Consider the following 22,870-nt stretch of genomic DNA (forward strand, 5'->3'; position numbering starts at 1 on the left):
CAGTCGATCGACTGCCCGCCCCGGCTTCGTACGTATCGGCTTCGTACGTATCGGCCGAGCGGCTCAGAACCCGCCGGTCTGCTCGTCCCGGCGGCGCTGCCAGCGCTGCTCCACCCGGTCCATCATCCCGGCCTTGCGGCGCGGGGCGGCGGCCGGACGGGCTCCGGCGCCCTGGCCCGCGGGACCGCGGCGCCAGCCGGTCACGGCGAACACCGCGCACCCGAGCATCACCAGGAAGCCCACGACGCTGACCCAGATCTGATCCGGCACGACCATGCCGCCCATCAGCAGGCCGATGCCCACCACGAAGCCGGCGACGGCCAGGTAGACCCGCCGACGGGTGTAGGTGCGCAGCCCGGTTCCCTCAAGCGCAGACGCGAATTTGGGATCTTCGGCATACAGCGCTCGCTCCATCTGGTCGAGCAGTCGCTGCTCGTGCTCCGAGAGCGGCACGGAGTCCTCCTACTCGTCGGTCGCGGATGCGACCGGTCCGCCCACCCCGGTCGGGGAGGCAAGTCCAATCAGCCTTGGGGCACACGGTCGGACGCCCGTGCGGGGGACCCGGCCCGTGTCGTCCATATGCCCCACGCGTCCGGCTGTCATGCTTTCCGGCTTTACCCAGATCATACGGTCCGTGAGCCCGTTACGGGGTGGTCTGCGCCGCGTGGGACGGGCCACTTCGAGCGGGGACGGCCGCATCGGAGTCAACGCGCCACGCCCCGGACAAGTGCCCGATCGGATGGAATCGTCCCGGACCTGGGGAGGTTTGCCGCCGGGCGGCACCGCCCGGCCGCCGGCGGGCCGGGCCACGGGCGGGCCACGGCGGGGTCGCGGAGGGGTCGCCGAGGGGGAACCGGCGGGCTTCCGGGGCGCGAACCACCGCCGTACGGCGGGCAAAAAAACCGTACGACGGCGGAGGCGCTCGCAAAGGGGCGCGCGGGCCGGGAGGGGCGCCTCAGGCCAGGGTGGCCAGCAGGTGCAGCTGGGTCGCCACGGCGTGGAAGGCGGGCTGCGCGGCGGCGGCCTCCTCCAGCTTCAGCAGCGCGTCCAGCGCGCCCGGCTCGGTGTCCACCAGCACGCCGGGGACGAGGTCGGAGAAGACCCGTACGCCGTGCACCGACTGCACCCGCAGGCCCGCGGCCTCGGCCAGCCGGCCCAGCTCCTCGCCGGTGAAGCGGCGCGGCATCGGGTCCTGCTCGCCCCAGCGGCCGTCGGCGCCGGAGAGCACGGTGCGGGCCTCGTCGAAGTGGCCGGCCAGCGCGCGGGCCAGCACGGCGCCGTTGCGGTTGGCCGCCAGCAGGCTGACCACGCCGCCCTTGCGCAGGGCGCCCGCCAGGCTGCCGAGCGCCTCGGCCGGGTCGTCCACGACCTCCAGCACGCCGTGGCAGAGCACCGCGTCCACGCTGCCGGGGGCGACCAGCTCGGGCAGGGTCTGGGTGTCGCCCTGGACGGCCCGCACCAGGTCCGTCACACCGGCCTCGGCGGCCCGGCGCTCCAGGGCGAACAGGGCGTCCGGGCTCGGGTCGACCACGGTGACCCGGTGGCCGAGCTTGGCGACCGGCACCGCGAAGTTCCCGGTGCCGCCGCCGGTGTCGACCACGTCGAGCACCGGCTGGTCCAGCTCGGCCGACTGCTTCTCCAGGGCCGCCCGGACCACCTCCCACACCACGGCGGTACGCAGGGCACTGCGGGGACGCGTCGGGTACAAGGTGGGGCTCCTTGGCACGTGCAGTTCGATCAGGTTGCCTCCACCTTAGAGCCTGTCCCCTGGATCCCCGCCGGGCCCACGGCGCCGTCCGGCGGGAGCCGGGGCGGGGGCGGCGCGGCGTGCAGGCCCAGCAGGCGCTCGACCAGGCGCAGGAAGAGGGCGGAGTTGCGGACCAGGTCATCGGCGTCGCGGGCCGAGGCGGCGCCCCTGATCCCGGCCTCGGCGGCGGCCCGGCGGCGGGCGCCGGCGCCGTAGTAGACCGCCCACTCGGCGAGCTCCGGGGCCACCTCGGGCAGCACCTCCCAGGCGCTGCGGATGGCCTTGCGGCGGCGCGGGCTCTTCTCCGGGCGGCCGCGCACCGCCAGGACGGCCGCCACCGTGCGCAGCGCGGCCAGGTGGGCGGTGGCGTAGCGCTCCAGCGGGTCCTCCAGGGCGCGGGCCCGGGTGAGGGTGCGGTGGGCGTCGGCGAGCAGGTCGAGGGCGGCCGGCGGCGCGGCGACCCGGCGCAGCACGGGGTGCACGTCGGCTCCGGCGGGGCGCCCGGCGGACGGACCCGGGAGGTGCGGCGGGGCGGCGGAGTGGAGGCGGGCGGTGACGGGCTCAGGACGGCTGACGGTCATGGTCTCCCCCGTTCCGAGGCAGCGCGCGGACCGGGTGGTCCGTGCCCTTCCATCGTGAACGGCACCACTGACAATCCGGCCGGGCCGGGCGGGCCCCGGGAGGCTCCGGAAAAGGCGTAGCGGCGGCGGGCGCGGTCCTCCCCCGGTTCCGCGCCGCCGCCGTGCCGTCGCTCCGCCGCTCCCCCACGGTCGGCGGTGGCGAGCTCCCCCCTCGCGGCCGGTCTCCCCCCGGCCCGCTCCGCCGCCCCGTGTCGGCGGTGCGGGGACCGTGACCAGCCCCGTGGCGGTCCGTCCGCCGCCTCCCCGGGCCGGTACGGCCGGGGGACGGACGGATCCGCCACCCGGGCGGGCCGGGCGCCCGACGCGCCGCCCTCCCGGGTGCCACCACTCTCCCGTCTCCGCAGGTCGGCGGCCATCCGCTGACGTACTCAACCGCGGATCTGAGTATCCGTACTCAGTCCGCCCCGGCCCGTCCCGGTTCCGCCGGCCGCCGGAACCGGCGGGTGCGTCCACGGCGTCCCGGGTGCCGGTACGGTACGGCGGGGCCGGGCGGAACCGGCCCACCGGACGACCAGGCGACGCGATGACGAGGAGGGGGACGAGATGACGGTCCTGCCGCTGATCTTCACCAGCGGACTGGCCAGCGGCATCAACGCCTACGCGGTGGTGCTGCTGCTCGGCCTGCTGGGCAGGTTCGCCGACGCGGACTCGGTGCCGCAGGCGCTGGAGCGCACCGACGTGCTGATCGTGGCCGCCGTGCTGTTCGCGCTGGAGGCGGTGGCCGACAAGATCCCGTACGTGGACAGCGTCTGGGACGTCGTGCACACGGTGATCCGGCCGGTCGCCGGCGCCACCGTCGGCGTGCTGATCGCGAGCAACGACCCCGGCTCGCTCAGCGAGGTCGCGGCCGGCGCGATGGGCGGCACCTCGGCGCTGGTCAGCCACCTGGTGAAGGCCTCGCTGCGGATGGCCGTCAACACCTCCCCCGAGCCGGCCAGCAACATCGTGGTCAGCATGGCCGAGGACCTCTCGGTGGCCGGTCTGATCACCCTGGCGATCTTCCACCCCTGGCTGGCCGCCACGGTCGCCGCCGTGGTCCTGGCCGCCGGGCTGCTGCTGGTCTGGCTGGCGGTCAGCAGGATCCGCGCCTTCCGGGCCCGCCGCCGCGAACGCCGGGCCGCCCGGGCGGCGGCGGGGAGCGCCTGAGACTCGTCCTAGGATCAGGTGCCATGGCAAAGATCGTCGTCATCGGCGCAGGAATGAGCGGGCTCGCGGCGGCCTCCCGGCTGGCGACCCTCGGCCACCGGGTGACGGTCTGCGAGGCGGGCGGCACCTACGGGGGCATGGTCGGGCGGTACGAGCGCGAGGGCTTCGCCTTCGACACCGGGCCCGGCCTGCTCACCCTCCCGGCGGTCTACCGCGACCTCGCGCTGAAGACCGGCAAGGAGCCCCTGGAGCAGCTGGTCGAGCTGGCCCCGGTCGACCCGGAGAGCCGGCACCTGTTCCCCGACGGGACCGCCGTCACCCTGCCGAACGCCTCCCGCGGCGGCGTCAGCCAGGCGCTGGACGCCGCCTTCGGGGCCGGCTCCGGCGCCCGCTGGAGCGCGGTGATGAACCACGGCCGGACGGTCTGGGAGGCCACCCGCCGCCCACTGCTGGAGGAACCGCGCCCGACCCTCCTCGCCGACCTCTCCCCGGCCGACCGGGCCGCCCTGGAGGACGACCCGTACCCCGTCCCGCCGCGCACCGGCCTGGCCCGGCTGCGCCGCCCCCGCCCGTGGACCCTCGGGGACGTGGCCCGGCGGCAGCTCGGCGGCCACCCCGGCCTGACGGCCCTGCTGGGCGAGCCCGCGCTGCGGCACGGCCTCCTGCCCGGCCTGGCCCCCGCCGGGGCCACCGTGCTGCCGTACATGGAGCAGTCCTTCGGCGTCTGGTACGTCCGGGGCGGCCTGCGGGCCCTCGCGGACGCGGTATTCCGCCGCTGCGAACTGCGCAAGGTCGAGTTCCGCTTCGACACCCCGGTCACCCGGGTGGTCGTCGAGGGCGGCCGGGCGACCGGGGTCGAGACGGCGGCTGGCCGGATCGACGCGGACCTGGTGGTCTCCGCGATGGACACCGACGCCTTCTACCGCCACGGCCTGGCCGAGTGGCCGGGGATGCCGCCCGAGGAGTGGGAGCCGTACGAGGTACCCGGCCGCTTCAGCGTGCTGCTCGCCCTGCGCGGGCCCCGGCCCGAGGGCACCCCGCACCGCACGGTCGTCCACGCGGCCGACCCCGCCGCCGAGGCGAACGCCCTGACGCTCTCGGAGCCGCCCTGCGAGCGCCCCACCGTGCAGGTGCTGCGCCCGGACGACCCGGCGCTGCGGCCCGACGACGACCACGAGAGCGTGGTGCTGACCGCGACCGTCCCGGCCCAGGAGGAGGACGTCGACTGGACCGCTCCCGGGTTCGCCGACCGCTACGCCGACCGGCTGCTCGACCACGTGGACGCGGCTGGCCTGGGCCTGCGCGAGCGGGTGCTGTGGCGGGTCGTGCGCACCCCCGAGGACACCCGCCGGGAGACCGGCGCGCTCTTCGGCTCGGTCGCCCGCCCGGCCCTGGCCGGCTCCTCGGGCTCCTGGCTGCAGGCCGCGAACGAGTCCCCCGTCCCGGGCCTCTACCTGATCGGCGGCAACGCCCACCCCGGCGGCGGCCTCGCCCGCGTCGGCATGTCGGCCTGCATCACCGCCGGCCTGATCGGCCCGGCGTAACGGCCCGGTCAGGCCGGGTCAGCCCTGCTGGTGCCAGGTGTTCTGCTGCTGGTAGCCGTGGTTCTGGTCGTACATCGGCTGCTGCGGGATGCCCTGGGTGTGCGGGTCGGGCTGGGGCTGCCACTGCTGGGGCTGCTGCTGGGCGGTCTGGTCCCAGGCCTGCTGGTGCTGCGGCTGCTGCTGGTAGCCCGCGTACGGGTCCTGCTGCTGGCCCGGCTGCTGCGGGTAGCCGCCGTACGGGTCGGGCTGCTGCTGGGGGTAGCCGCCGTAGGTCTGCTGCTGGTCGTAGGCGTAGGCGGGCTGCTGCTGGGTCTGCCACTGCTGCTGGTCGTAGCCGGCCTGGTAGGCGGGGGCGTACGGGTCCTGGGGCTGCTGCTGGACCTGCGGCTGCTGCTGCTCGTAGTACCCGGGGGCGTAGACGCCGTCCTGGGCGAGCTCCTGCATCTCGAAGGCGGCGGTCTGCTCGACCTCCGGCACCTCGTCGGGCACCGGGGAGGGCACCTGGGAGGACACCGGCGCGGGGGCCGGGCTCTCCTCGACGGGGCTGACCTCGCCGACCCGCTTGCGGGCGACCGCGGCGGCGCCGCCGGTGAGGGCGCCGAGCAGCGGCACCTTGGCGAGCGGGCCGGGCAGGCTGCCGTCGGGCTTCCGCAGGGACCAGCCGGTCTGGTGGCCGCGCTTGACCGAGAGGGTGACGAAGGCCTGTCCGACCGCGAACAGCGCGGCGCCGGCCCCGATCACCACGACCGAGCCGAGGACCATCCCGGCGGCCACGCCCAGGAAGCCGGCCAGGGCCACGACCCGCCAGTGCAGCGGTGCCCGGTTCTGCAGCAGCACCTCCGCGACCAGCCAGAGCGCCACCACCGCCAACGCGACGTACAGCAGCAGGTATCCGATGCCCATCCGCCCCGCTACCTCCAGTCGCGTACCCGCGCGTGTGCGCCGCGCGTGTGCGGCGACTGTACCGGTTCAACGGCCGGGGTACCGCATCGCGTTCCCGCCGCCCGGGGCACCGGCCGCACACGACCGAGCCCGCCACCGGCGGTACGGTGACGGGCTCGTGAACACCCGGCGTCGCCGCGGCCGGAGCAGGCCGGCCCAGTGGCCGCTCAGCGCCGGTGCAGCCCCAGGTTCTGGTAGATCTCCAGCGTCGCCGTCGAGTGGTTCAGCGTGATGAAGTGCAGACCGGGCGCGCCCTCGGCGAGCAGGCGCTCGGCCATCGCGGTGGCGTGCTCGATGCCGATGGCCCGCAGCGCCGCCGGGTCGTCGATGGCCGCCCGCAGGCGGGCCTCCAGGTCGACGGGGAAGGCGGAGCCGCTGAGCTGCGGGAAGCGCTCCAGCTGCCTGGCGTTGGTGACCGGCATGATCTCCGGGATGATCGGCGTCTCGCAGCCGGCGGCCGCCACCCGGTCGCGCAGCCGCAGGTAGTCGTCCACCTCGAAGAACATCTGGGTGATCGCGTAGTCGGCCCCGGAGCGGATCTTCGCCACGAAGTGCCGGATGTCCTCGTCCCAGTCGGTCGAGCGCGGGTGCATGTTCGGGGAGGCCGCGACGCCGACGCAGAAGTCGCCGATCCCCTTGATCAGCTCCACCAGCTCGTACGCGTAGGTGACGCCCTCGGGGTGCTTGACCCACTCACCCATCGGGTCGCCGGGCGGGTCCCCCCGGACGGCGAGGACGTTCCGCACGCCCTGGTCGGCGTACTGGCCGATGATGTTGCGCAGTTCCGCGATCGAGTGGTCCACCGCGGTGAGGTGGGCGACCGGGGTCAGGGTGGTCTCGGTGGCGATCCGGCCGACCATGTTGACGGTGCGCTCGCGCGAGGAGCCGCCGGCGCCGTACGTCATACAGACGAAGTTGGGGTCGAGCGGTTCGAGCCGGCGGATGGCGTCCCAGAGCCTCTGCTCGCCGACCTCGGTGCGGGGCGGCATGAATTCGAAGGAGAAGGAGCGCTTGCCGGCCGCCAGGAGTTCGCGCACCGTCAGTGCGCGATCCGTTCTCGTGGAAGCGATTCCGAGTGCCATGCTGGCAGGCTATCCGGCGTTCGAAGGGGCCGGACAACCGTATTCCATCTATTGAGACAACTGATGGAAGACGTTCCGTTTCGTCCCCGGAGCGACTCCGCCGCCCCTCGCCCGCGCCCCCGGCGGAGCCGCTCGCACACCCGTTCCCAGCCGCACCGCTACGCTTGCTGCACCCCAGAGAACCAGCGGAGCCCCATCGTGACCTCGTCCAGCACCCGGCCGGCCAACCCCGGTTCGGCCCTCAGTGCGGCCACCAGTGCGACCGGCAACGCGGCCGGCAGTGCGGCCAACCCCATGGACGTAGAGGACGTCCGCACCCGTGTCAACGCGGCGCTCGCCGCGTTCATGGACGGCCAGTCCGTGCTGCTCGACAAGATCTCGCCCCAGCTGGCCCCCGCCGCCGACGCGCTGCGCGACTTCCTGCTGGACGGCGGCAAGCGGCTGCGCCCGGGCTTCTGCTACTGGGGCTGGCGCGGCGCCGGCGGCCCGGCCGCGGGTGCGACCGGCGACGCGATCGCCAACGCGGCCGCCGCCCTGGAGCTGCTCCAGGCCAGCGCCCTCGTCCACGACGACCTGATGGACCGCAGCGACACCCGCCGCGGCCTGCCCTCGATCCACCGCCGCTTCGAGGCGCTGCACCGCGACAGCGGCTGGCGCGGCGACCGCGAGCAGTACGGCACCTCGGCCGCGGTGCTGCTCGGCGACCTGCTGCTGATCTGGTGCGACGAGCTGTTCCTGCGCTCCGGCCTGGAGCCCGCCGCCGTGCTGGCCGCCAAGCCGGTGTTCGACCTGATGCGCACCGAGGTCATGCTCGGCCAGTACCTGGACGTGCTGGAGCCGGTGGCCGGCGACTCGACGGACGAGGGCGCGCTGGAGCGGGCGCAGACCGTCCTGCACTACAAGTCCGCGAAGTACACCATCGAGCGGCCGCTCCAGGTGGGCGCGTTGCTGGCCGGCGCCGGGCCGGAGCTGGTCGAGGCGTACGGGGCGTTCGGGCTGCCGCTGGGCGAGGCCTTCCAGCTGCGCGACGACCTGCTCGGCGTCTTCGGGGACCCGGCCGTCACCGGCAAGCCGGCCGGGGACGACCTGCGCGAGGGCAAGCGCACCCTGCTGGTCGCGCACGCGATGCGGGGCCTGCCGGCCGCCGACGCCCGGCACCTGGACGAGCGGCTGGGCGCACCGGACCTGGCGGCCCCGGAGGTCGCCGAGCTGCGCGGGCTGGTCGCCCGCAGCGGGGCGCCGGAGCTGGTGGAGCGCCGGATCGAGGAGCTGATGCGGCAGTCGCTGGCCGCGCTGGAGGCGGCGCCGCTCGCCGACGAGCGGGCCCGTGCGGTGCTGCTGGCACTGGCCGAGGCCGCCACCGTCCGCAAGTACTGAACGTACCGACGGACGGCGACGGCCTCGGGCCGGTCCCGCGGAACCGCGGACCGGGTCGGATCAGACCGCGGCGCGCACCCGGCGGGACAGCTCGGCGGCGGCCGCCCGGGGGTCCGCCGCGGCCGTGATGGCCCGCACCACGACGACCCGGCGGGCACCGGCGGCCAGCACCTCGTCCAGGTTGCCGAGGTCGATCCCGCCGATCGCGAACCACGGCCGGTCGGTGTCCTGCTTCGCCGCGTACGAGACCAGGCCGAGGCCCGGGGCCGGGCGGCCCGGCTTGGTCGGGGTCGGCCAGACCGGGCCGGTGCAGAAGTAGTCCACCCCGGGCTCGGCGATCGCCGCGTCCACCTCGGACTCGGCGTGGCAGGAGCGGCCGATCAGCACGTCCTCGCCGAGGATCGCCCGGGCGGCCGGCACCGGCAGGTCGTCCTGGCCGAGGTGCAGCACGTCCGGCCGGGCCGCGTGGGCGACGTCGGCGCGGTCGTTGACGGCCAGCAGCTTGCCGTGCCGACGGCAGGCGTCGGCGAAGACCTCCAGGGCCTCCAGCTCCTGCTTGGCCTCCAGGCCCTTGTCGCGCAGCTGGACGATGTCCACCCCGCCCGCCAGCGCCGCGTCCAGGAACTCGGCGAGGTCGCCCTGCTCCCGGCGGGCGTCGGTGCACAGGTACAGCCGGGCGTCGGCGAGCCCGGCGCGCGGCGTGTCCGCCGCCATCAGATCAGCATCGCCTGGGCGCGGCGCTTGACCTCGGTGCCGCGGTTCTCCCGCAGCGCCTGGATCGGGCTGCCGGGCAGCGACGGGTCCTCGGTGAAGAGCCACTCCAGGATCTCCACGTCGTTGTACCCGCAGTCCCGCAGGACGGTCAGGGTGCCGGACAGGTGCTTGACCAGGCCGGGGCCGTCGATGAACGCGGCCGGGACCTGCAGCGACTTGTTGGGGCCGCGCCGGACGGCGATCAGGCCGCCGTTCTTGACCAGGTCACGCACCTCGGTGACCCGGACCCCCCACTGCTCCGAGATGTCGGGCAGGTACATCCAGTCGGTGACCAGGGATTCAATCTTGCTTTCGATCTCACTCACGCCACCAGACTGCCACCTCCGCGGCCCACCGCGCACCAGGCGCTACCCCGCGACGGCCGCCTTCAGCGGTACCGCGGGGTCGGCCGCCCGGGCCGGGTCCAGCGCGGTGCCGCGCTCGATCAGCCGCCGCCCCTGGGCCAGGTCGCGCGGCCGGTCCACGGTCAGCAGCGCGCTCGGCACGCCGTCGCGCAGCCAGAGCACCGACCAGTCGGCGCCCTGCGGGTCGCCGCGCCGGACCAGCTCGTCGCCCTCGGCGTGCCGGCCGGCGTACTGGACCATCCGCCCGAACTGCTCGGACCAGAAGTACGGCACCGGGTCGTAGGCCGGCGCGTCCGCGCCCAGGACGGCGGCGGCCACCGCCTCGCCGGACCGCAGCGCGTGGTCCCAGTGCTGGACGGCCAGCCGGACGCCGGCCCGGGCCGAGGGGTAGCTGACGCAGTCGCCGGCCGCGAAGACGCCGGGCACCGAGGTGCGCAGCCGCCCGTCCACCAGGACGGCGCCGGTCGCGTCCAGCTCGACCCCGGAGCCGGCCAGCCAGCCGGTCGCGGGGCGGGCCCCGATGCCGACCACCACCTCGTCGGCGGGCAGGTGCGAGCCGTCCGCCAGCAGCACCGCGCCGGGCTCGACGGCGGCCACGCCGACCCCGCAGCGCAGCTCGACCCCTGCCTCGGCGTACCAGGCGGCCATCGCCGAGCCGAGCTCTGTGGGCAGCGCGCCGGGCAGCGGCGCCGGGCCGGCCTCGACCACGGTCACCTCGCAGCCCGCCGCGCGGGCCGCGGTGGACACCTCGGCGCCGATCCAGCCCGCGCCGACCAGCACCAGCCGCAGCCCGGGGCGCAGCAGCGCGCGCAGCGCCAGGGCGTCGTCCAGGGTGTGCAGCAGGTGCGCCCGCTCGGCGCCGGGCAGCGCGCGCGGGACGGCGCCGGTGGCGATCACCAGCGAGCCGTACGGGAGGTCGCCGCCGTCGGTGTGCAGCACGCCGGGGGTGAGGCCGGTGGCGCGGCGGCCGGTGAGCAGCTCGATGCCGAGCTGCCCGTAGTCGATGTCCAGGGCGGTGGAGTCGGCCTTGCCGAGCAGCACGTCCTTGGAGAGCGGCGGCCGGTCGTACGGCGCGTGCGGCTCCTCGCCGACCAGCGTGATCGGCCCCTGCCGGCCGCCCTGCCGCAGCTTGAGGGCGCACTGCGCCCCGGCCAGCCCGGCTCCGACGACGACCACCCGATCCGTTCCGCTCAGCTCTGCCACGCCCGCCACTGTACCCAGCGCTACGCGGCGGCTTCCGGGCCGTCCGCCCCGCCCACGGCCGCCGGGCCGCCGGGCCGACCCGCCGCCCCCACCGGCCGTCCCCGCCCGCCGTCCGCCCCGCGTACGGGCCTTCGGCCGGGTCGACCCCCGGCGTTAAGGTGGGAGCACCACACGGGAGCCCGGCGGACCGGGCTGAGAGGCGGGCTGACACGGCCTGCGACCGTCCGAACCTGATCCGGGTCATACCGGCGAAGGGAGAAGAGCAGCCTTGTCACGCTTGCCATCAGGCACCCATGCCGACGTGCTGGTGATCGGCGGGGGCGTCATCGGCCTGGCCGTCGCCTGGCGCACCGCACTGCGCGGGGCGCGGAACGTGATCGTGGTCGACCCCGCCCACGGCGGCGGGGCCGCCGGGGTCGCGGCCGGGATGCTCGCCCCGGTCACCGAGCTGCAGTACGGCGAGGAGCCGCTGCTGCGCCTCGGGATGGCCTCGAACGAGCGGTACGCGGCCTTCGCCGCCGAGCTCTCCGAGGCGAGCGGCGGCCTGGACACCGGCTACCGCCGCTGCGGCACGATCGCCGTCGCGCTGGACTCCGACGACCGCGAGGAACTGCGCGAGCTGTACGCCTTCCACCAGCGGCTGGGCCTGGACTCGACCTGGCTGACCGGCCGGGAGGCCCGCAGGCTGGAGCCGATGCTGGCCCCCGCCGTCCGCGGCGCCCTGCACGCCGCGGACGACCACCAGGTGGACCCCCGGCGCCTGCTCACCGCCCTGGTCGCCGCCTGCGGGCGCGCGAACGTCCTGCTGCACCGCGCCGAGGCCGTCGAGCTGCTGGTCGAGGACGGCCGCGCGACCGGGGCCCGGCTGAGCACCGACGAGACCGTGACCGCCGACCAGGTCGTGCTCGCCGCCGGCCCGCACAGCCACCGGCTGCCCGGTCTGCCCGAGGGGGTGCTGCCCGCGATCCGCCCGGTGAAGGGGCAGGTGCTGCGGCTGCACGTGCCGGAGGCCTACCGGCCGTTCCTCTCCCGCAACGTCCGCGCCGTGGTCCGCGGCCGGCACCTGTACCTGGTCCCCCGGGAGAACGGCGAGCTGGTGGTCGGCGCGACCACCGAGGAGCAGGGCTACGACACCACCGTCACCGCCGGCGGGGTGTACGAACTGCTGCGGGACGCCCACGAGTTGGTCCCGGGGATCACCGAACTCCCGCTGCGCGAGACCTCGGCCGGGCTGCGCCCCGGCTCGCCGGACAACGCCCCGCTGCTGGGCCCGACCCCGCTGCCCGGGCTGGTCGCCTCCACCGGCCACTACCGCAACGGCGTGCTGCTCACCCCGGTGACCGCCGACCTGGTCTCCGAGTACCTGGTCACCGGTGAAGTCCCGGAGCTCGCAAGGCCGTTCACCCCCACCCGGTTCTCCTCCGAATCCCCCGTCGCGAAGGCCTCCGCATGACCGAGATCGCCCTGACCGAGAACGCCCCGAACGGGCACGCCGTGAACGAGCCCGCCCCGAACCCGGTCGCCCCGGCGGAGATCGCCCTGACCGTCAACGGCGAGCCCCGCCGGGTGCCCGCCACGACCACCCTCGCCGAGCTGGTGGCCTCCGTCAGCGCCGCCAACACCGGTGTCGCCGCCGCGCTCAACGAGGCCGTGGTGCCGCGCGGTTCGTGGCCCGGGACGACGCTGAGCACCGGCGACCGGATCGAGATCCTCACCGCCGTCCAGGGAGGCTGAACCATGGCCGACGATCTGCTGACCATCGCCGGGACGGCCTTCTCCTCCCGGCTGATCATGGGCACCGGCGGCGCGCCCAGCCTGGAGGTCCTGGAGCGCGCGCTGCTCGCCTCCGGCACCGAGCTGACCACCGTCGCGATGCGCCGGGTCGACGCCGGCACCCAGGGCTCCGTGCTGGACGTGCTGACCCGCAACGGCATCCGGGTGCTGCCCAACACGGCCGGCTGCTTCACCGCCGGCGAGGCCGTGCTGACCGCCCGGCTGGCCCGCGAGGCGCTCGGCACCGACTGGGTCAAGCTGGAGGTGATCGCCGACGAGCGCACCCTGCTGCCCGACCCGATCGAGCTGCTGGACGCCGCCGAGACGCTGGTCGACGACGGCTTCACCGTCCTGCCGTACACCAACGACGACCCGGTGCTGGCCCGCAAGCTGGAGGACGTCGGCTGCGCGGCCATCATGCCGCTGGGCTCGCCGATCGGTTCGGGCCTGGGCATCCGCAACCCGCACAACTTCCAGCTGATCGTGGAGGGCGCGGGCGTCCCGGTGATCCTGGACGCGGGCGCCGGCACCGCCTCCGACGTGGCGCTGGCGATGGAGCTGGGCTGCGCCGCGGTGATGCTCGCCTCCGCGGTGACCAGGGCTCAGGACCCGGTGCTGATGGCCGAGGCGATGCGGCACGCCGCCGAGGCGGGCCGGCTCGCCCACCGGGCCGGCCGGATCCCGCGCCGCTTCCACGCCGAGGCCTCCTCCGCGATGGCCGGCCGGGCCGACCTGGACACCCGCGAGCACCCGGCGTTCTGAACCCGTCGCACATGTCACAAGCCGGTCCCGGAGGCGGTGTCCGCCGGGACCGGGCGCCCTCACGCCCTAGACTCTCCGAGTGGACATGGCACTGCACGACCCCCTGATCGGCGCCCTGCTCGACAACCGGTACCGGGTCGAGCAGCGGATCGCGACCGGCGGGATGTCCACCGTCTACCGGGGCACCGACACCCGTCTCGACCGGGTGGTCGCACTCAAGGTGATGCACCCCTCGCTGGCCGGCGACGAGGGCTTCACCGCCCGCTTCATCCGCGAGGCCAAGGCGGTCGCCAGGCTCACCCACCCCAACGTGGTCAACGTCTTCGACCAGGGCGCGGACGGCGGCCACGTCTTCCTCGCCATGGAGTACGTGCCCGGCCGCACCCTGCGCGACCTGCTGCGCGACCGCGGCGCGCTGTCCGTCCGGGCCGCGCTGGACGTGCTGGAGCCGGTGCTCGCCGCGCTCGGCGCCGCCCACCGGGCCGGCCTGGTCCACCGCGACGTCAAGCCCGAGAACGTGCTGATCACCGAGGGCGGCCTGGTCAAGGTCGCCGACTTCGGCCTGGTCCGGGTGCTCGGCACCGCCGACGGCGCGCCCACCTCGACCACCACCGCGACCGGCGGCACCGTCATGGGCACCGTCTCCTACCTGGCCCCCGAGCAGATCCTCCCGGACGCCCCCACCGACCAGCGGGTGGACGTCTACGCGTCCGGCATCCTGCTGTACGAGATGCTCACCGGCCGCCGCCCGCACACCGGCGACAACCCCGTCCAGGTCATGTACAAGCACCTGCACGAGGACGTCCCGGCCCCCTCGCTGGTCGCCCCCGCCGTCGGCCCCGAACTGGACGCGATAGTGGCCGCCGCCTGCGCCCGGTCCGCCGACGCCCGCCCGTACGACGCGGTCGAGCTGCTCGCCGCGCTCCAGCGGGTGCGCCGCTCCCTCACCCAGGCCGCGCTGGACGCCGAGCCGCCGGCCTCCACCCGCCCCAGCCCGCGCTACCCGACCAGCGAGCCGACCTCGGTGATCCAGCCGCTGCCGCGGCCTGCCGAGGCCCCGCCGACGGAGCGCACCAGCGTGCTGGACGTGCCGCCGGAGCTGATGGACGAGCTGCTCGCCGAGCCGCGCCCGTACGACGAGCCGACCCCGGTGCACCGGCGCCCGCACCGGCCGGGCCCACTGCGCCGCCTCCCCCGCAGGACGCTGGTCTGGACGGCCGCGCTGGCCGCGCTGGTGCTGGCGATCGGCGGCGTCACCTACGGGATCTCCGAGGGGCTGTACGGCTCGGTGCCGGGCGTGCTCGGCAAGGACCGGGCGGAGGCGCAGCGGGTCCTGGACAAGGAGGGCCTGCACGGGAGGTTCGTCGAGGTGTTCAGCGAGTCCGTCCCGTCCGGGCAGGTGATCTCCACCGACCCCGGGGTGGGCGCGCGCACCCGCAAGAGCGACAGCGTCACCGTCACCCTCTCCAAGGGCCCCAAGCGGATCGCGGTGCCGGACCTCACCGGGAAGAGCGCCGCCGACGCCGCCGCGGCCCTGACCGGCGCCCAGCTGACCAGGGGCACCGTGACCGGGACCTACGACGACACCGTGCCCGAGGGCTCGGTGATCAGCAGCTCGCCGGCGGCCGGGCAGCTGCTGCAGGAGAACAGCGCGGTCTCGCTGGTGGTCAGCAAGGGCATGGTGCCGGTCCCGAACGTCACCGGGATGAGCAAGGACGACGCGCAGAAGGCGCTCCAGGCCGCGGGCTTCACCATGCAGACCAGCGGCTGGGACGTGTTCGGCGCGGTCACCTCCTCCGGCCAGAGCCCGGCGGCGGGCGAGCGGCGCCCGCAGCGCAGCGTGGTGACGGTCAAGTTCTCGCTGTTCTAGGGCGGGGTCAGCGCAGCGGCCCGTCGCCGGGCTCCTCCTGGTAGGAGTAGCGCTGCTCGCCCCAGGGGTCGGCGAGGTTGTGGTAGCCGCGCTCCTCCCAGAAGCCGCGCCGGTCGGCCCGCATGTACTCGACCGCGCGCACCCACTTGGGACCCTTCCAGGCGTACAGCCGCGGCACCACCAGCCGGACCGGGAAGCCGTGTTCGGCGGTGAGCGCCTCGCCGTTGCGGTGGGTGGCGAGCAGCGTGCGCGGGTCGGCGAAGTCGGCGAGGCGCAGGTTGGCGCTGTAGCCGTACTCGGCCCAGACCATGACGTGGGTGACGCCGGGCGCCGGGGGCACCAGGTCGAGCACGGCGGCGGCCGACACGCCCGTCCACTCGTTGCCGAGCACCGAGAACTTGGTCACGCAGTGCAGATCGCCGACGACGGTGCTGCGCGGCAGGGCGTCGAAGGCCTCGAAGTCCCAGCTGTGCTTCTCCGCCGAGGCGGTGGCGCCGAACACCTGGAGGTCCCAGGTCAGCGGCTTGAAGCGGGGCACCGGCCCGTAGTGCAGGGCGGGCCAGCCGCGCTGCGCGCGCTGTCCCGGGGGGAGCCTCGGGTCAGACGGCGGAAGCGGTTCGTGTTTCGACTGACCCATGGATCCATGGTGACAGACGGCGGACGAGCCTCGGCGCGCGCCCCTTTGCGCGGATCCGCGCCCCTGCCCGTACGGCCCAGTGGTCGGCCACCCACCCTCACGTTTCGCCATGAATCGGATATTCCGACACATGTCCTAGTGAGTGTGAACTTACTGGAATTTCCTCCCAAAGCGGTGCCAGGATGCGCAGCGCAGGACTCAGTATCGGACCCACCGCAGGACTTCACGCAGGACTCAGCGCAGGACACACGGCAGCACGAGTGCAGGAGGCATCACCATGCAGGGCGATCCCGAGGTCATCGAGTTCCTCAACGAGCAGCTCACCGCCGAGCTGACCGCGATCAACCAGTACTTCCTGCACGCCAAGATGCAGGAGAACTTCGGCTGGACGAAGCTCGCCAAGTACACCCGGCACGAGTCCTTCGACGAGATGAAGCACGCCGAGACGCTCACCGACCGGATCCTGTTCCTGGAGGGGCTGCCCAACTACCAGCGGCTGTTCCACGTCCGGATCGGCCAGACGGTCAAGGAGATGTTCGAGGCGGACCGCCTGATCGAGGTCGAGGCGATCGACCGGCTCAAGCGCGGGATCGTGGTGATGCGGGCCAAGAACGACGTCACCTCGGCGAACATCTTCGAGGACATCCTGGCCGACGAGGAGCACCACATCGACTACCTCGACACCCAGCTGGAGCTGCTGGAGAAGCTCGGCGAGGCGCTCTACCTCGCCACGGTGATCGAGCAGCCGGAGTCCTGAGGACGCGGCCCGCCCGGCCCGCTGGGACCACCCGGCCCGGTCAGGCCGCCCGGTTCGCCCGGGTCACCCGCAGCGGGACCACCGGGGCGGCCGCCGGGGCCACCCGGGCCGGCTCCGCCGGGTCCTCCGGGTCCGCGAGGCCGAGCTTCGCGGCCAGCCGGGCGGTCGGGCAGGGGCGGGCGCCGTGCTCGCCGAGCAGCGCCTGGATGCGGCGCACGCAGGACCCGCAGTCGGTGCCGGCCCGGCAGCCCTTCGCTATCTGGCGCGGGGTGTTGGCACCGCCGTCGATCGCCTTCTTCACCTGGTCCTCGGTGACCGCATGGCACATGCACACGTACATCGCGGTCTCTCCCGGGGGTGAAGCGGAGTGGATCTTGACTAAGGGCAGCCTTAGTTCACTGAGGCTTACCTTACCCGGCGAAACGGGTACGAAAAAGCCCCTCCGGACTCGGGGACACCGAATCCGGAGGGGCCTTCGTCACATCGGACGGGCACCGGGCCTACTGGCCGCGGTACATCTCCGCCACCAGGAACGCCAGGTCCAGCGACTGGCTGCGGTTGAGGCGCGGGTCGCAGGCCGTCTCGTAGCGCTGGTGCAGGTCGTCCACCAGGACCTCGTCGCCGCCGCCGACGCACTCGGTGACGTCGTCGCCGGTCAGCTCCACGTGGATGCCGCCCGGGTGGGTGCCGAGCGCGCGGTGCACCTCGAAGAAGCCCTTGACCTCGTCCAGGACGTCGTCGAAGCGGCGGGTCTTGTGCCCGCTGGAGGCCTCGAAGGTGTTGCCGTGCATCGGGTCGCAGATCCACACCGGCCTGGCGCCGGAGGCGGTGACCTTCTCCACCAGGGTGGGCAGGTGCTCACGGATCTTGCCCGCGCCCATCCGGGTGATGAAGGTCAGGCGGCCGGGCTCGCGCTCCGGGTCCAGCTTCTCGATCAGGGCGAGCGCGTCGTCGACCGAGGTGGTCGGGCCGAGCTTCACGCCGATCGGGTTGCGGATCTTCGAGGCGAACTCGATGTGCGCGTGGTCCAGCTGCCGGGTGCGCTCGCCGATCCACACCATGTGGCCGGAGACGTCGTACAGCTCGCCGGTGCGCGAGTCCACGCGGGTCAGCGCGGTCTCGTAGTCCAGGACCAGCGCCTCGTGCGAGGAGAAGAACTCGACCGCCTTGAACTCCTCCGGCACCACGCCGCAGGCGCTCATGAACGCCAGGGCGTTGTCGATCTCCCGGGCGAGCTGCTCGTAGCGCTGGCCGGCCGGCGAGTTGCGGACGAAGTCCTGGTTCCAGGCGTGCACCTGGCGCAGGTCCGCGTAGCCACCGGTGGTGAAGGCGCGCACCAGGTTGAGCGTCGCGGCGGACGCGTTGTACATCCGCTTCAGGCGCTCGGGGTTCGGGATGCGGGACTCGGGGGTGAACTCGAAACCGTTCACCGAGTCGCCCCGGTAGACCGGCAGGGTCACGCCGTCGCGGGTCTCGGTCGACTTGGAGCGCGGCTTGGAGTACTGGCCGGCGATGCGGCCGACCTTCACCACCGGCACCGACGCCGCGTACGTCAGTACGGCGGCCATCTGGAGCAGCGTCTTCAGCTTGTTGCGGATGTGCTCCGCCGAAACGCCGTCGAAGGCCTCGGCACAGTCACCGCCCTGGAGGAGGAAGGCCTCCCCGCGCGCCACGGCTCCGAGCCGGGCGCGCAGCTGGTCGCACTCGCCGGCGAAGACGAGCGGCGGATAGGACGCGAGCTCGGCAAGGGTCTTGCGCAGAGCCTCTTGGTCCGGCCATTCAGGCTGCTGCGCCGCGGGCAGGGACTGCCAGGAGTGGGCAGCCCTCGATGTCTCAGTCGTAGCGGTCACACCGCCAAGGCTACGGGGTGGCAGGAGTGACTCGTGACTATTGCCCGAGGAATGAGACACATCTCGGACAAAGACGTGATGCCCCTCACCCGCCCCGACGCATCCGCTAGTCTCGGACCATGCACGCGCCCCACAGCCACTCCTGGTGGTGGGCCTCCCCCCAGGGTGGCCCACAACTGGCGCGTTCCTAGACGAACACGACGGCCGCCCCTCGGGGCGGCCGTCGGCGTCTGAGCAGACGGCCCTCCGGGAGCGGACCTTGCACCGCCTCTCACCAGTCCACCCGGAAGGAAGCCGTTCCCGTGACCACCGCTGTCGACCTGCTCGCCCGTCTCACCGGCCCCGACGCCCCCGCGTTCGCCCTGCTGCACCGCCGCACGCCCCGGCTCAGCCCGGACACCGTCGAGGTGCTGCTGGGCACCGTCGACAGCTACGAGCACCTCGCCGACCTGCCCGTACGCAGCGGCCCACCGGCCGGCGGCGGCCCGGTGCACGACCTGCTCGCGCTCGTCCCGTACCGCCAGATCCGCGAGCGCGGCTTCGAGGCGCACGACGACGACACCCCGCTCCAGGCCCTCTCGGTGACCGAGCAGCACGCCCTGCCGTTGGCCGAATTCACCTACGCCCTACCGAAGTTGCCGGTCTCACTTGCCGGTGGCGGGTTCGACGTGGACGACGACGCGTACGCCGCGATCGTCCGCCGGGTGATCCGGGACGAGATCGGGAACGGCGAGGGCGCCAACTTCGTCATCCGGCGCGACTTCCACGCGACGCTGGAAGACTTCTCCCCCGAGCTCGCGCTGACGCTCTTCCGGCGGCTGCTGGAGCAGGAGCGCGGCGCGTACTGGACCTTCCTGGTGCACACCGGCGATCGGGTGTTGGTCGGCGCCTCCCCGGAGGTGCACGTCCGGCAGAGCGGCGGCACCGTCGTGATGAACCCGATCTCCGGCACCTACCGCTACCCGGCCGGCGGCTCCGACCTCGACTCGCTGCTCCAGTTCCTGCACGACCCCAAGGAGTTGGAGGAGCTCACCATGGTCGTGGACGAGGAGCTCAAGATGATGTGCACGGTCGGCGACCTCGGCGGCCAGGTGCTCGGGCCCCGGCTCAAGGAGATGGCCCACCTCGCCCACACCGAGTACGAGCTGCGCGGGCGCACCTCGCTGGACGTCCGGGACGTGCTCCGCGAGACGATGTTCGCGGCGACCGTCACCGGCAGCCCGGTCGAGAACGCCACCCGGGTGATCAAGCGCTACGAGCCCACCGGGCGCGGCTACTACTCCGGCGCGCTCGCCCTGATCGGCCGCGCCGCCAGCGGCGGGCAGCTGCTGGACTCGCCGATCTGCATCCGCACCGCCGATATCGACCCGGCCACCGGCCGACTGGTCGTCCGGGTCGGCGCCACCCTGGTGCGCCACTCCGTCCCGGAGTCCGAGGTCGCCGAGACCCACGCCAAGGCCGCCGGGGTGCTCACCGCGATCGGCGCCCGGCCCGCGCCCACCCGACTGCCCCACCCGGTCGGCCCCCGGCTCGCCGACGACCACCGGGTGCAGGCCGCCCTGGACTCCCGCCGGGCCGACCTCGCGCCGTTCTGGCTGCGGATGCAGCAGCCGGCCGAGATCACCGAGGCCGAGCCGACCCTGGTCGTGGACGGCGAGGACACCTTCACCTCGATGCTCTCCCACCTGCTCGGCTCGCTCGGCCACCGGGTGACGGTGGCCCGCTACGACGAGCCGGGGCTGCGCGAGCGCGTCGCGGCGCACCGGGGCGCGCTGGTGCTCGGCCCCGGCCCGGGCGACCCGGCGCTCGCCGACGACCCCAAGATGGTGCTGCTGCGGCCGATCGTCGCGGACGCGCTGGCCGCCGTCCGCTCCGGCGCCCGCACCTCGCCGCTGCTCGCGGTCTGCCTGAGCCACCAGCTGCTGGCCGCCGAACTCGGGCTCCCGCTGGGCCGCAAGGCCGTCCCGTACCAGGGTGCGCAGGAGCGCATCGACCTGTTCGGCGCCAAGCGCACGGTCGGCTTCTACAACACCTTCACCGCGCGCTGCTCGGAGGCCGACGCGGCGCGGCTCGCCGGCGCGGGCGTCGAGGTCTCCCGGGACGCCGTCACCGGCGACGTGCACGCGCTGCGCGGGCACGGCTTCGCGGGGCTCCAGTTCCACCCGGAGTCGGTGCTCACCCGCGACGGGGTCGGCATCGTGGCGGGCCTGCTGCGCGAGGCGACGGCCGCGCTGCGCTGAGCCGGCGGCGCGGCCCCGGGCGGATGTGCCCCACCCGGGGCGGCGCCGTCGAACCGGGCCGTCGAACCGGGCCGGGCCGTTGGACGGGGCGGCGGACCGGGCGGCGCCGCGGCGCGGGGCCGGACGGCGCTCAGATCTCGTCGTCCAGGCCCTGCTCGATGGCGTACCGGACCAGCTCCACCCGGTTGTGCAGCTGCAGCTTCCCGAGCGTGTTCTGCACGTGGTTCTGCACCGTCCGGTGCGACAGCACCAGCCGGTCGGCGATCTGCCGGTACGACAGCCCCTTGGCCACCAGCCGCAGCACCTCCGTCTCCCGGGCGGTCAGCTGCGGGGCGGCCGGCGCCGAGGCCGGGGCCGGCTCGGCGGCCAGCCGGCGGAACTCGCCGAGCACCAGGCCGGCCAGGCCCGGGGTGAACACCGCGTCGCCGACGGCTGTACGGCGCACCGCGTCCAGCAGCTCCTCCCGCCCGGCCGACTTCACCAGGTAGCCGGTCGCGCCGGACTTCACCGCCTCCAGCACGTCCTGGTGCTCGCCGCTGGCCGACAGCACCAGCACCCGGACCGCCGGGTCGTGCGCGACCACCTGGCGGCACACCTCGGCGCCGGACAGGCTGGGCAGGTTGAGGTCCAGCACGACCACCTGCGGCGTGCAGGCACGGGCCCGGCGCACGGCCTCCTCGCCGTCGCCCGCGGTGGCCACCACGTCCAGTCCGGCCTCGGCGAGGTCGCGCGAGACGGCGTCCCGCCACATCGGGTGGTCGTCCACCACCATCACCCGCACCGGCCGGTCGGCGGTCGGCTGGTCGGTCATCGGCTGGTCGGTCATGGGGTGGCCTTCCTCGGGACGCGCAGTTCGACCTCGACGCCCTCCCCGGGCGCCGAGTACAGCTCGGCCGTGCCGCCGAGGTCCAGCAGCCGGCCGCGGATGGACTGGGAGACGCCGAGCCGGCCGGCCTGCTCCGCCTCGCCGAGCCGGCCGGGGGCGAAGCCGGGGCCGTCGTCGCGGATGCTGACCGTGACGGCCTCCGGCTCGTCCTCGACCAGGATCCAGGCCCGGGCCCGCTCCCCCGCGTGCTTGCGCACGTTGTCGACGGCGGCGCCGACCGCCGCCGCGAGCTCGCCCGCCGCCGCACCGGGCAGCGGCACCGGGGTGCCGGGGGCGGAGAGCGTGATCCGCTCGTCCGCGTACGGGCGCAGCAGCGCGGTGAGGTCGCGCGGGGCGTCCGGGTCCGGCGGCTCGGCGGCGTCGGACCGCGGCGCGCGCTGCTCCGGCAGCGGACCGCCCGTCATCAGGGCCCGCAGCGCGCGCTCCTGTTCACCGGCCAGCCGGCCGAGCTCGGCGAAGTCCGTACCGGAGCCCGTACCGGAACCCGTCCCGCCGCCCGGCTCCGTACCGCTCAGCTCCGCGCCGCGCCGCTGGACCAGGGCGAGCACCTGGAGCACGCCGTCGTGGATGTCCCGGGAGAGCCGCTCGCGCTCCCGGGTGGCCGCCTCGACCTGGAGCGCCCGGGTGAGGGTGGCCTCGCTGGCCCGGGCCAGCTCGATCACGTAGCCGATCGCGCAGCCGGCCACCATCAGCAGCACGATGTTGTGGATGTTGTCGCCGGTCGGCCCGCCATGGCCGAGGATGTTGGCGACGCCGATCACCGAGCCCGAGGCCGCCGCCGGGCGCCAGCCGCCCTTCGCGGCGAAGCCCAGCACCGTGCCGGCCGCCCAGATGGTCGGCAGGGTGGGCGCGCCGTGGCTGATCCGGGCCGGGGAGTCGGTCATGCCGCTCATCACGATGCCGGTGACGGCGAGGGCGAGGTCGGTGCCCAGGACGAACCGGGTGCAGCGCTGCGGGTTGGCGAAGGCCCGGGTGCTGGCCAGGGTCCACAGGGTCAGCGCGCCGAGGAAGATCCAGCCCGCCACCGGGTGCAGGAAGTGCAGGTACGAGTTGAAGTACCGCAGCAGCGCGTAGCACAGGGCCAGCACCCGGAAGTAGGAGATCGCCTTCCACAGCGGGAGCTCGACGGACATGCCGCCGGCCGCCACCGTGCCGCCGACCGCGCCGGCTCTGCCGCCGTCGTCCGTCATCCCGCCCCTCCCCCGGGCCCGTCCGGGCCGCCCGAGCGGCCGCCCGGACGCCTACTCCGGCTTCTCCTGCTTCTCCGCGGTGCCCGCTTCGGCGGACTTCTCGGC

The 22,870-nt window shown here is 74.4% G+C and carries 22 protein-coding genes and 1 riboswitch; of the genes, 9 read left to right on the forward strand and 13 right to left on the reverse strand.

The features are described from left to right. Window positions 1–63: 63 nt before the first annotated feature. From ACFU6K_RS05895 to ACFU6K_RS05905, 3 genes are all read right to left on the reverse strand, one after another. Window positions 64–453: a DUF3040 domain-containing protein gene (locus ACFU6K_RS05895; protein WP_074000911.1), complete on the reverse strand. Its 390-nt coding sequence runs from the start codon at window positions 451–453 to the stop codon at window positions 64–66. Between the two features lie 502 nt (window positions 454–955). After that, window positions 956–1,708, reverse strand: coding sequence for a methyltransferase domain-containing protein (locus ACFU6K_RS05900; protein WP_380661114.1), 753 nt, complete (start codon window positions 1,706–1,708; stop codon window positions 956–958). A gap of 29 nt (window positions 1,709–1,737) precedes the next feature. Beyond that, window positions 1,738–2,328: an SAV_6107 family HEPN domain-containing protein gene (locus ACFU6K_RS05905; protein ID WP_380661115.1), complete on the reverse strand. Its 591-nt coding sequence runs from the start codon at window positions 2,326–2,328 to the stop codon at window positions 1,738–1,740. 603 nt (window positions 2,329–2,931) lie between these two features. Between ACFU6K_RS05905 and ACFU6K_RS05910 the strand changes: the two genes are divergently transcribed. After that, window positions 2,932–3,534, forward strand: a complete 603-nt coding sequence (locus ACFU6K_RS05910; RefSeq protein ID WP_380661116.1) for a DUF4126 domain-containing protein — start codon at window positions 2,932–2,934, stop codon at window positions 3,532–3,534. Between the two features lie 23 nt (window positions 3,535–3,557). Further along, window positions 3,558–5,078, forward strand: a complete 1,521-nt coding sequence (locus tag ACFU6K_RS05915; RefSeq protein WP_380661117.1) for a phytoene desaturase family protein — start codon at window positions 3,558–3,560, stop codon at window positions 5,076–5,078. Between the two features lie 18 nt (window positions 5,079–5,096). Here ACFU6K_RS05915 and ACFU6K_RS05920 read toward each other — a convergent pair whose 3' ends face one another. Both ACFU6K_RS05920 and metF read right to left on the reverse strand, forming a co-directional pair. Continuing rightward, on the reverse strand, window positions 5,097–5,981 hold the full coding sequence (locus ACFU6K_RS05920; RefSeq protein ID WP_380661119.1) for a hypothetical protein: 885 nt from the start codon (window positions 5,979–5,981) through the stop codon (window positions 5,097–5,099). A gap of 206 nt (window positions 5,982–6,187) precedes the next feature. After that, complete coding sequence (metF, locus tag ACFU6K_RS05925; protein ID WP_380661120.1) at window positions 6,188–7,102, reverse strand: methylenetetrahydrofolate reductase [NAD(P)H]; 915 nt, start codon at window positions 7,100–7,102, stop codon at window positions 6,188–6,190. Window positions 7,103–7,300: 198 nt separating this feature from the next. Between metF and ACFU6K_RS05930 the strand changes: the two genes are divergently transcribed. Beyond that, complete coding sequence (locus tag ACFU6K_RS05930; protein WP_380661122.1) at window positions 7,301–8,479, forward strand: polyprenyl synthetase family protein; 1,179 nt, start codon at window positions 7,301–7,303, stop codon at window positions 8,477–8,479. 60 nt (window positions 8,480–8,539) lie between these two features. On the opposite strand, the gene thiE is transcribed toward ACFU6K_RS05930, so the two are convergent. Genes thiE through ACFU6K_RS05945 form a run of 3 tightly spaced genes read right to left on the reverse strand, consistent with a single transcriptional unit; the run spans window position 8,540 to window position 10,809 of the window. Next, a complete protein-coding gene (gene thiE, locus ACFU6K_RS05935; protein WP_380661123.1) occupies window positions 8,540–9,193 on the reverse strand; it encodes a thiamine phosphate synthase in 654 nt (217 codons plus the stop codon). Next, entirely contained in the window at window positions 9,193–9,558 is a 366-nt protein-coding gene (locus tag ACFU6K_RS05940; RefSeq protein ID WP_380661124.1) for an Rv2175c family DNA-binding protein, read from the reverse strand. The genes thiE and ACFU6K_RS05940 overlap by 1 nt, the downstream gene beginning before the upstream one ends. 42 nt (window positions 9,559–9,600) lie before the next feature. Beyond that, entirely contained in the window at window positions 9,601–10,809 is a 1,209-nt protein-coding gene (locus ACFU6K_RS05945) for an NAD(P)/FAD-dependent oxidoreductase (protein ID WP_380661125.1), read from the reverse strand. 152 nt (window positions 10,810–10,961) lie between these two features. After that, window positions 10,962–11,074: riboswitch (TPP riboswitch) on the forward strand. 3 nt (window positions 11,075–11,077) lie between these two features. Here ACFU6K_RS05945 and thiO point away from each other — a divergent pair. The 4 genes from thiO (at window position 11,078) to pknB (ending at window position 15,205) form a co-directional block, all read left to right on the forward strand. Beyond that, window positions 11,078–12,253, forward strand: a complete 1,176-nt coding sequence (thiO, locus tag ACFU6K_RS05950) for a glycine oxidase ThiO (protein WP_380661126.1) — start codon at window positions 11,078–11,080, stop codon at window positions 12,251–12,253. Beyond that, window positions 12,250–12,534 (forward strand): sulfur carrier protein ThiS, encoded by a 285-nt coding sequence (thiS, locus tag ACFU6K_RS05955; protein ID WP_380661127.1) that lies wholly within the window; start codon window positions 12,250–12,252, stop codon window positions 12,532–12,534. Before thiO ends, thiS begins: the two co-directional genes overlap by 4 nt. A gap of 3 nt (window positions 12,535–12,537) precedes the next feature. Further along, window positions 12,538–13,335 carry a thiazole synthase gene (locus ACFU6K_RS05960; protein WP_380661128.1) on the forward strand — a complete coding sequence of 266 codons (798 nt, stop codon included), beginning with the start codon at window positions 12,538–12,540 and terminating at the stop codon, window positions 13,333–13,335. Between the two features lie 85 nt (window positions 13,336–13,420). Continuing rightward, complete coding sequence (gene pknB / locus ACFU6K_RS05965) at window positions 13,421–15,205, forward strand: Stk1 family PASTA domain-containing Ser/Thr kinase (protein WP_380661135.1); 1,785 nt, start codon at window positions 13,421–13,423, stop codon at window positions 15,203–15,205. Between the two features lie 7 nt (window positions 15,206–15,212). Here the strand turns inward: pknB and ACFU6K_RS05970 are convergent, their stop codons facing one another. Further along, window positions 15,213–15,842 (reverse strand): molybdopterin-dependent oxidoreductase, encoded by a 630-nt coding sequence (locus ACFU6K_RS05970; protein WP_380661129.1) that lies wholly within the window; start codon window positions 15,840–15,842, stop codon window positions 15,213–15,215. A 277-nt stretch (window positions 15,843–16,119) separates the two neighbouring features. Here ACFU6K_RS05970 and bfr point away from each other — a divergent pair, with 277 nt between their 5' ends. Next, a complete protein-coding gene (gene bfr, locus ACFU6K_RS05975) occupies window positions 16,120–16,599 on the forward strand; it encodes a bacterioferritin (RefSeq protein WP_380661130.1) in 480 nt (159 codons plus the stop codon). A 40-nt stretch (window positions 16,600–16,639) separates the two neighbouring features. On the opposite strand, the gene ACFU6K_RS05980 is transcribed toward bfr, so the two are convergent. Both ACFU6K_RS05980 and ACFU6K_RS05985 read right to left on the reverse strand, forming a co-directional pair. Beyond that, window positions 16,640–16,939: a bacterioferritin-associated ferredoxin gene (locus ACFU6K_RS05980; RefSeq protein WP_380661131.1), complete on the reverse strand. Its 300-nt coding sequence runs from the start codon at window positions 16,937–16,939 to the stop codon at window positions 16,640–16,642. Window positions 16,940–17,099: 160 nt separating this feature from the next. Then, window positions 17,100–18,449: a class II 3-deoxy-7-phosphoheptulonate synthase gene (locus tag ACFU6K_RS05985; protein WP_049655382.1), complete on the reverse strand. Its 1,350-nt coding sequence runs from the start codon at window positions 18,447–18,449 to the stop codon at window positions 17,100–17,102. 302 nt (window positions 18,450–18,751) lie between these two features. Here ACFU6K_RS05985 and ACFU6K_RS05990 point away from each other — a divergent pair, with 302 nt between their 5' ends. Then, entirely contained in the window at window positions 18,752–20,689 is a 1,938-nt protein-coding gene (locus ACFU6K_RS05990; RefSeq protein WP_380661133.1) for an anthranilate synthase family protein, read from the forward strand. A 130-nt stretch (window positions 20,690–20,819) separates the two neighbouring features. Here the strand turns inward: ACFU6K_RS05990 and ACFU6K_RS05995 are convergent, their stop codons facing one another. Next, window positions 20,820–21,515, reverse strand: a complete 696-nt coding sequence (locus ACFU6K_RS05995) for a response regulator (protein WP_369808377.1) — start codon at window positions 21,513–21,515, stop codon at window positions 20,820–20,822. Then, window positions 21,512–22,708: a MacS family sensor histidine kinase gene (macS, locus tag ACFU6K_RS06000; RefSeq protein WP_380661134.1), complete on the reverse strand. Its 1,197-nt coding sequence runs from the start codon at window positions 22,706–22,708 to the stop codon at window positions 21,512–21,514. Before macS ends, ACFU6K_RS05995 begins: the two co-directional genes overlap by 4 nt. Window positions 22,709–22,870: the final 162 nt, after the last annotated feature.

This window comes from Kitasatospora sp. NPDC057512 (assembly GCF_042802135.1).
In the GTDB taxonomy this organism is placed as follows: Bacteria; Actinomycetota; Actinomycetes; order Streptomycetales; family Streptomycetaceae; genus Kitasatospora.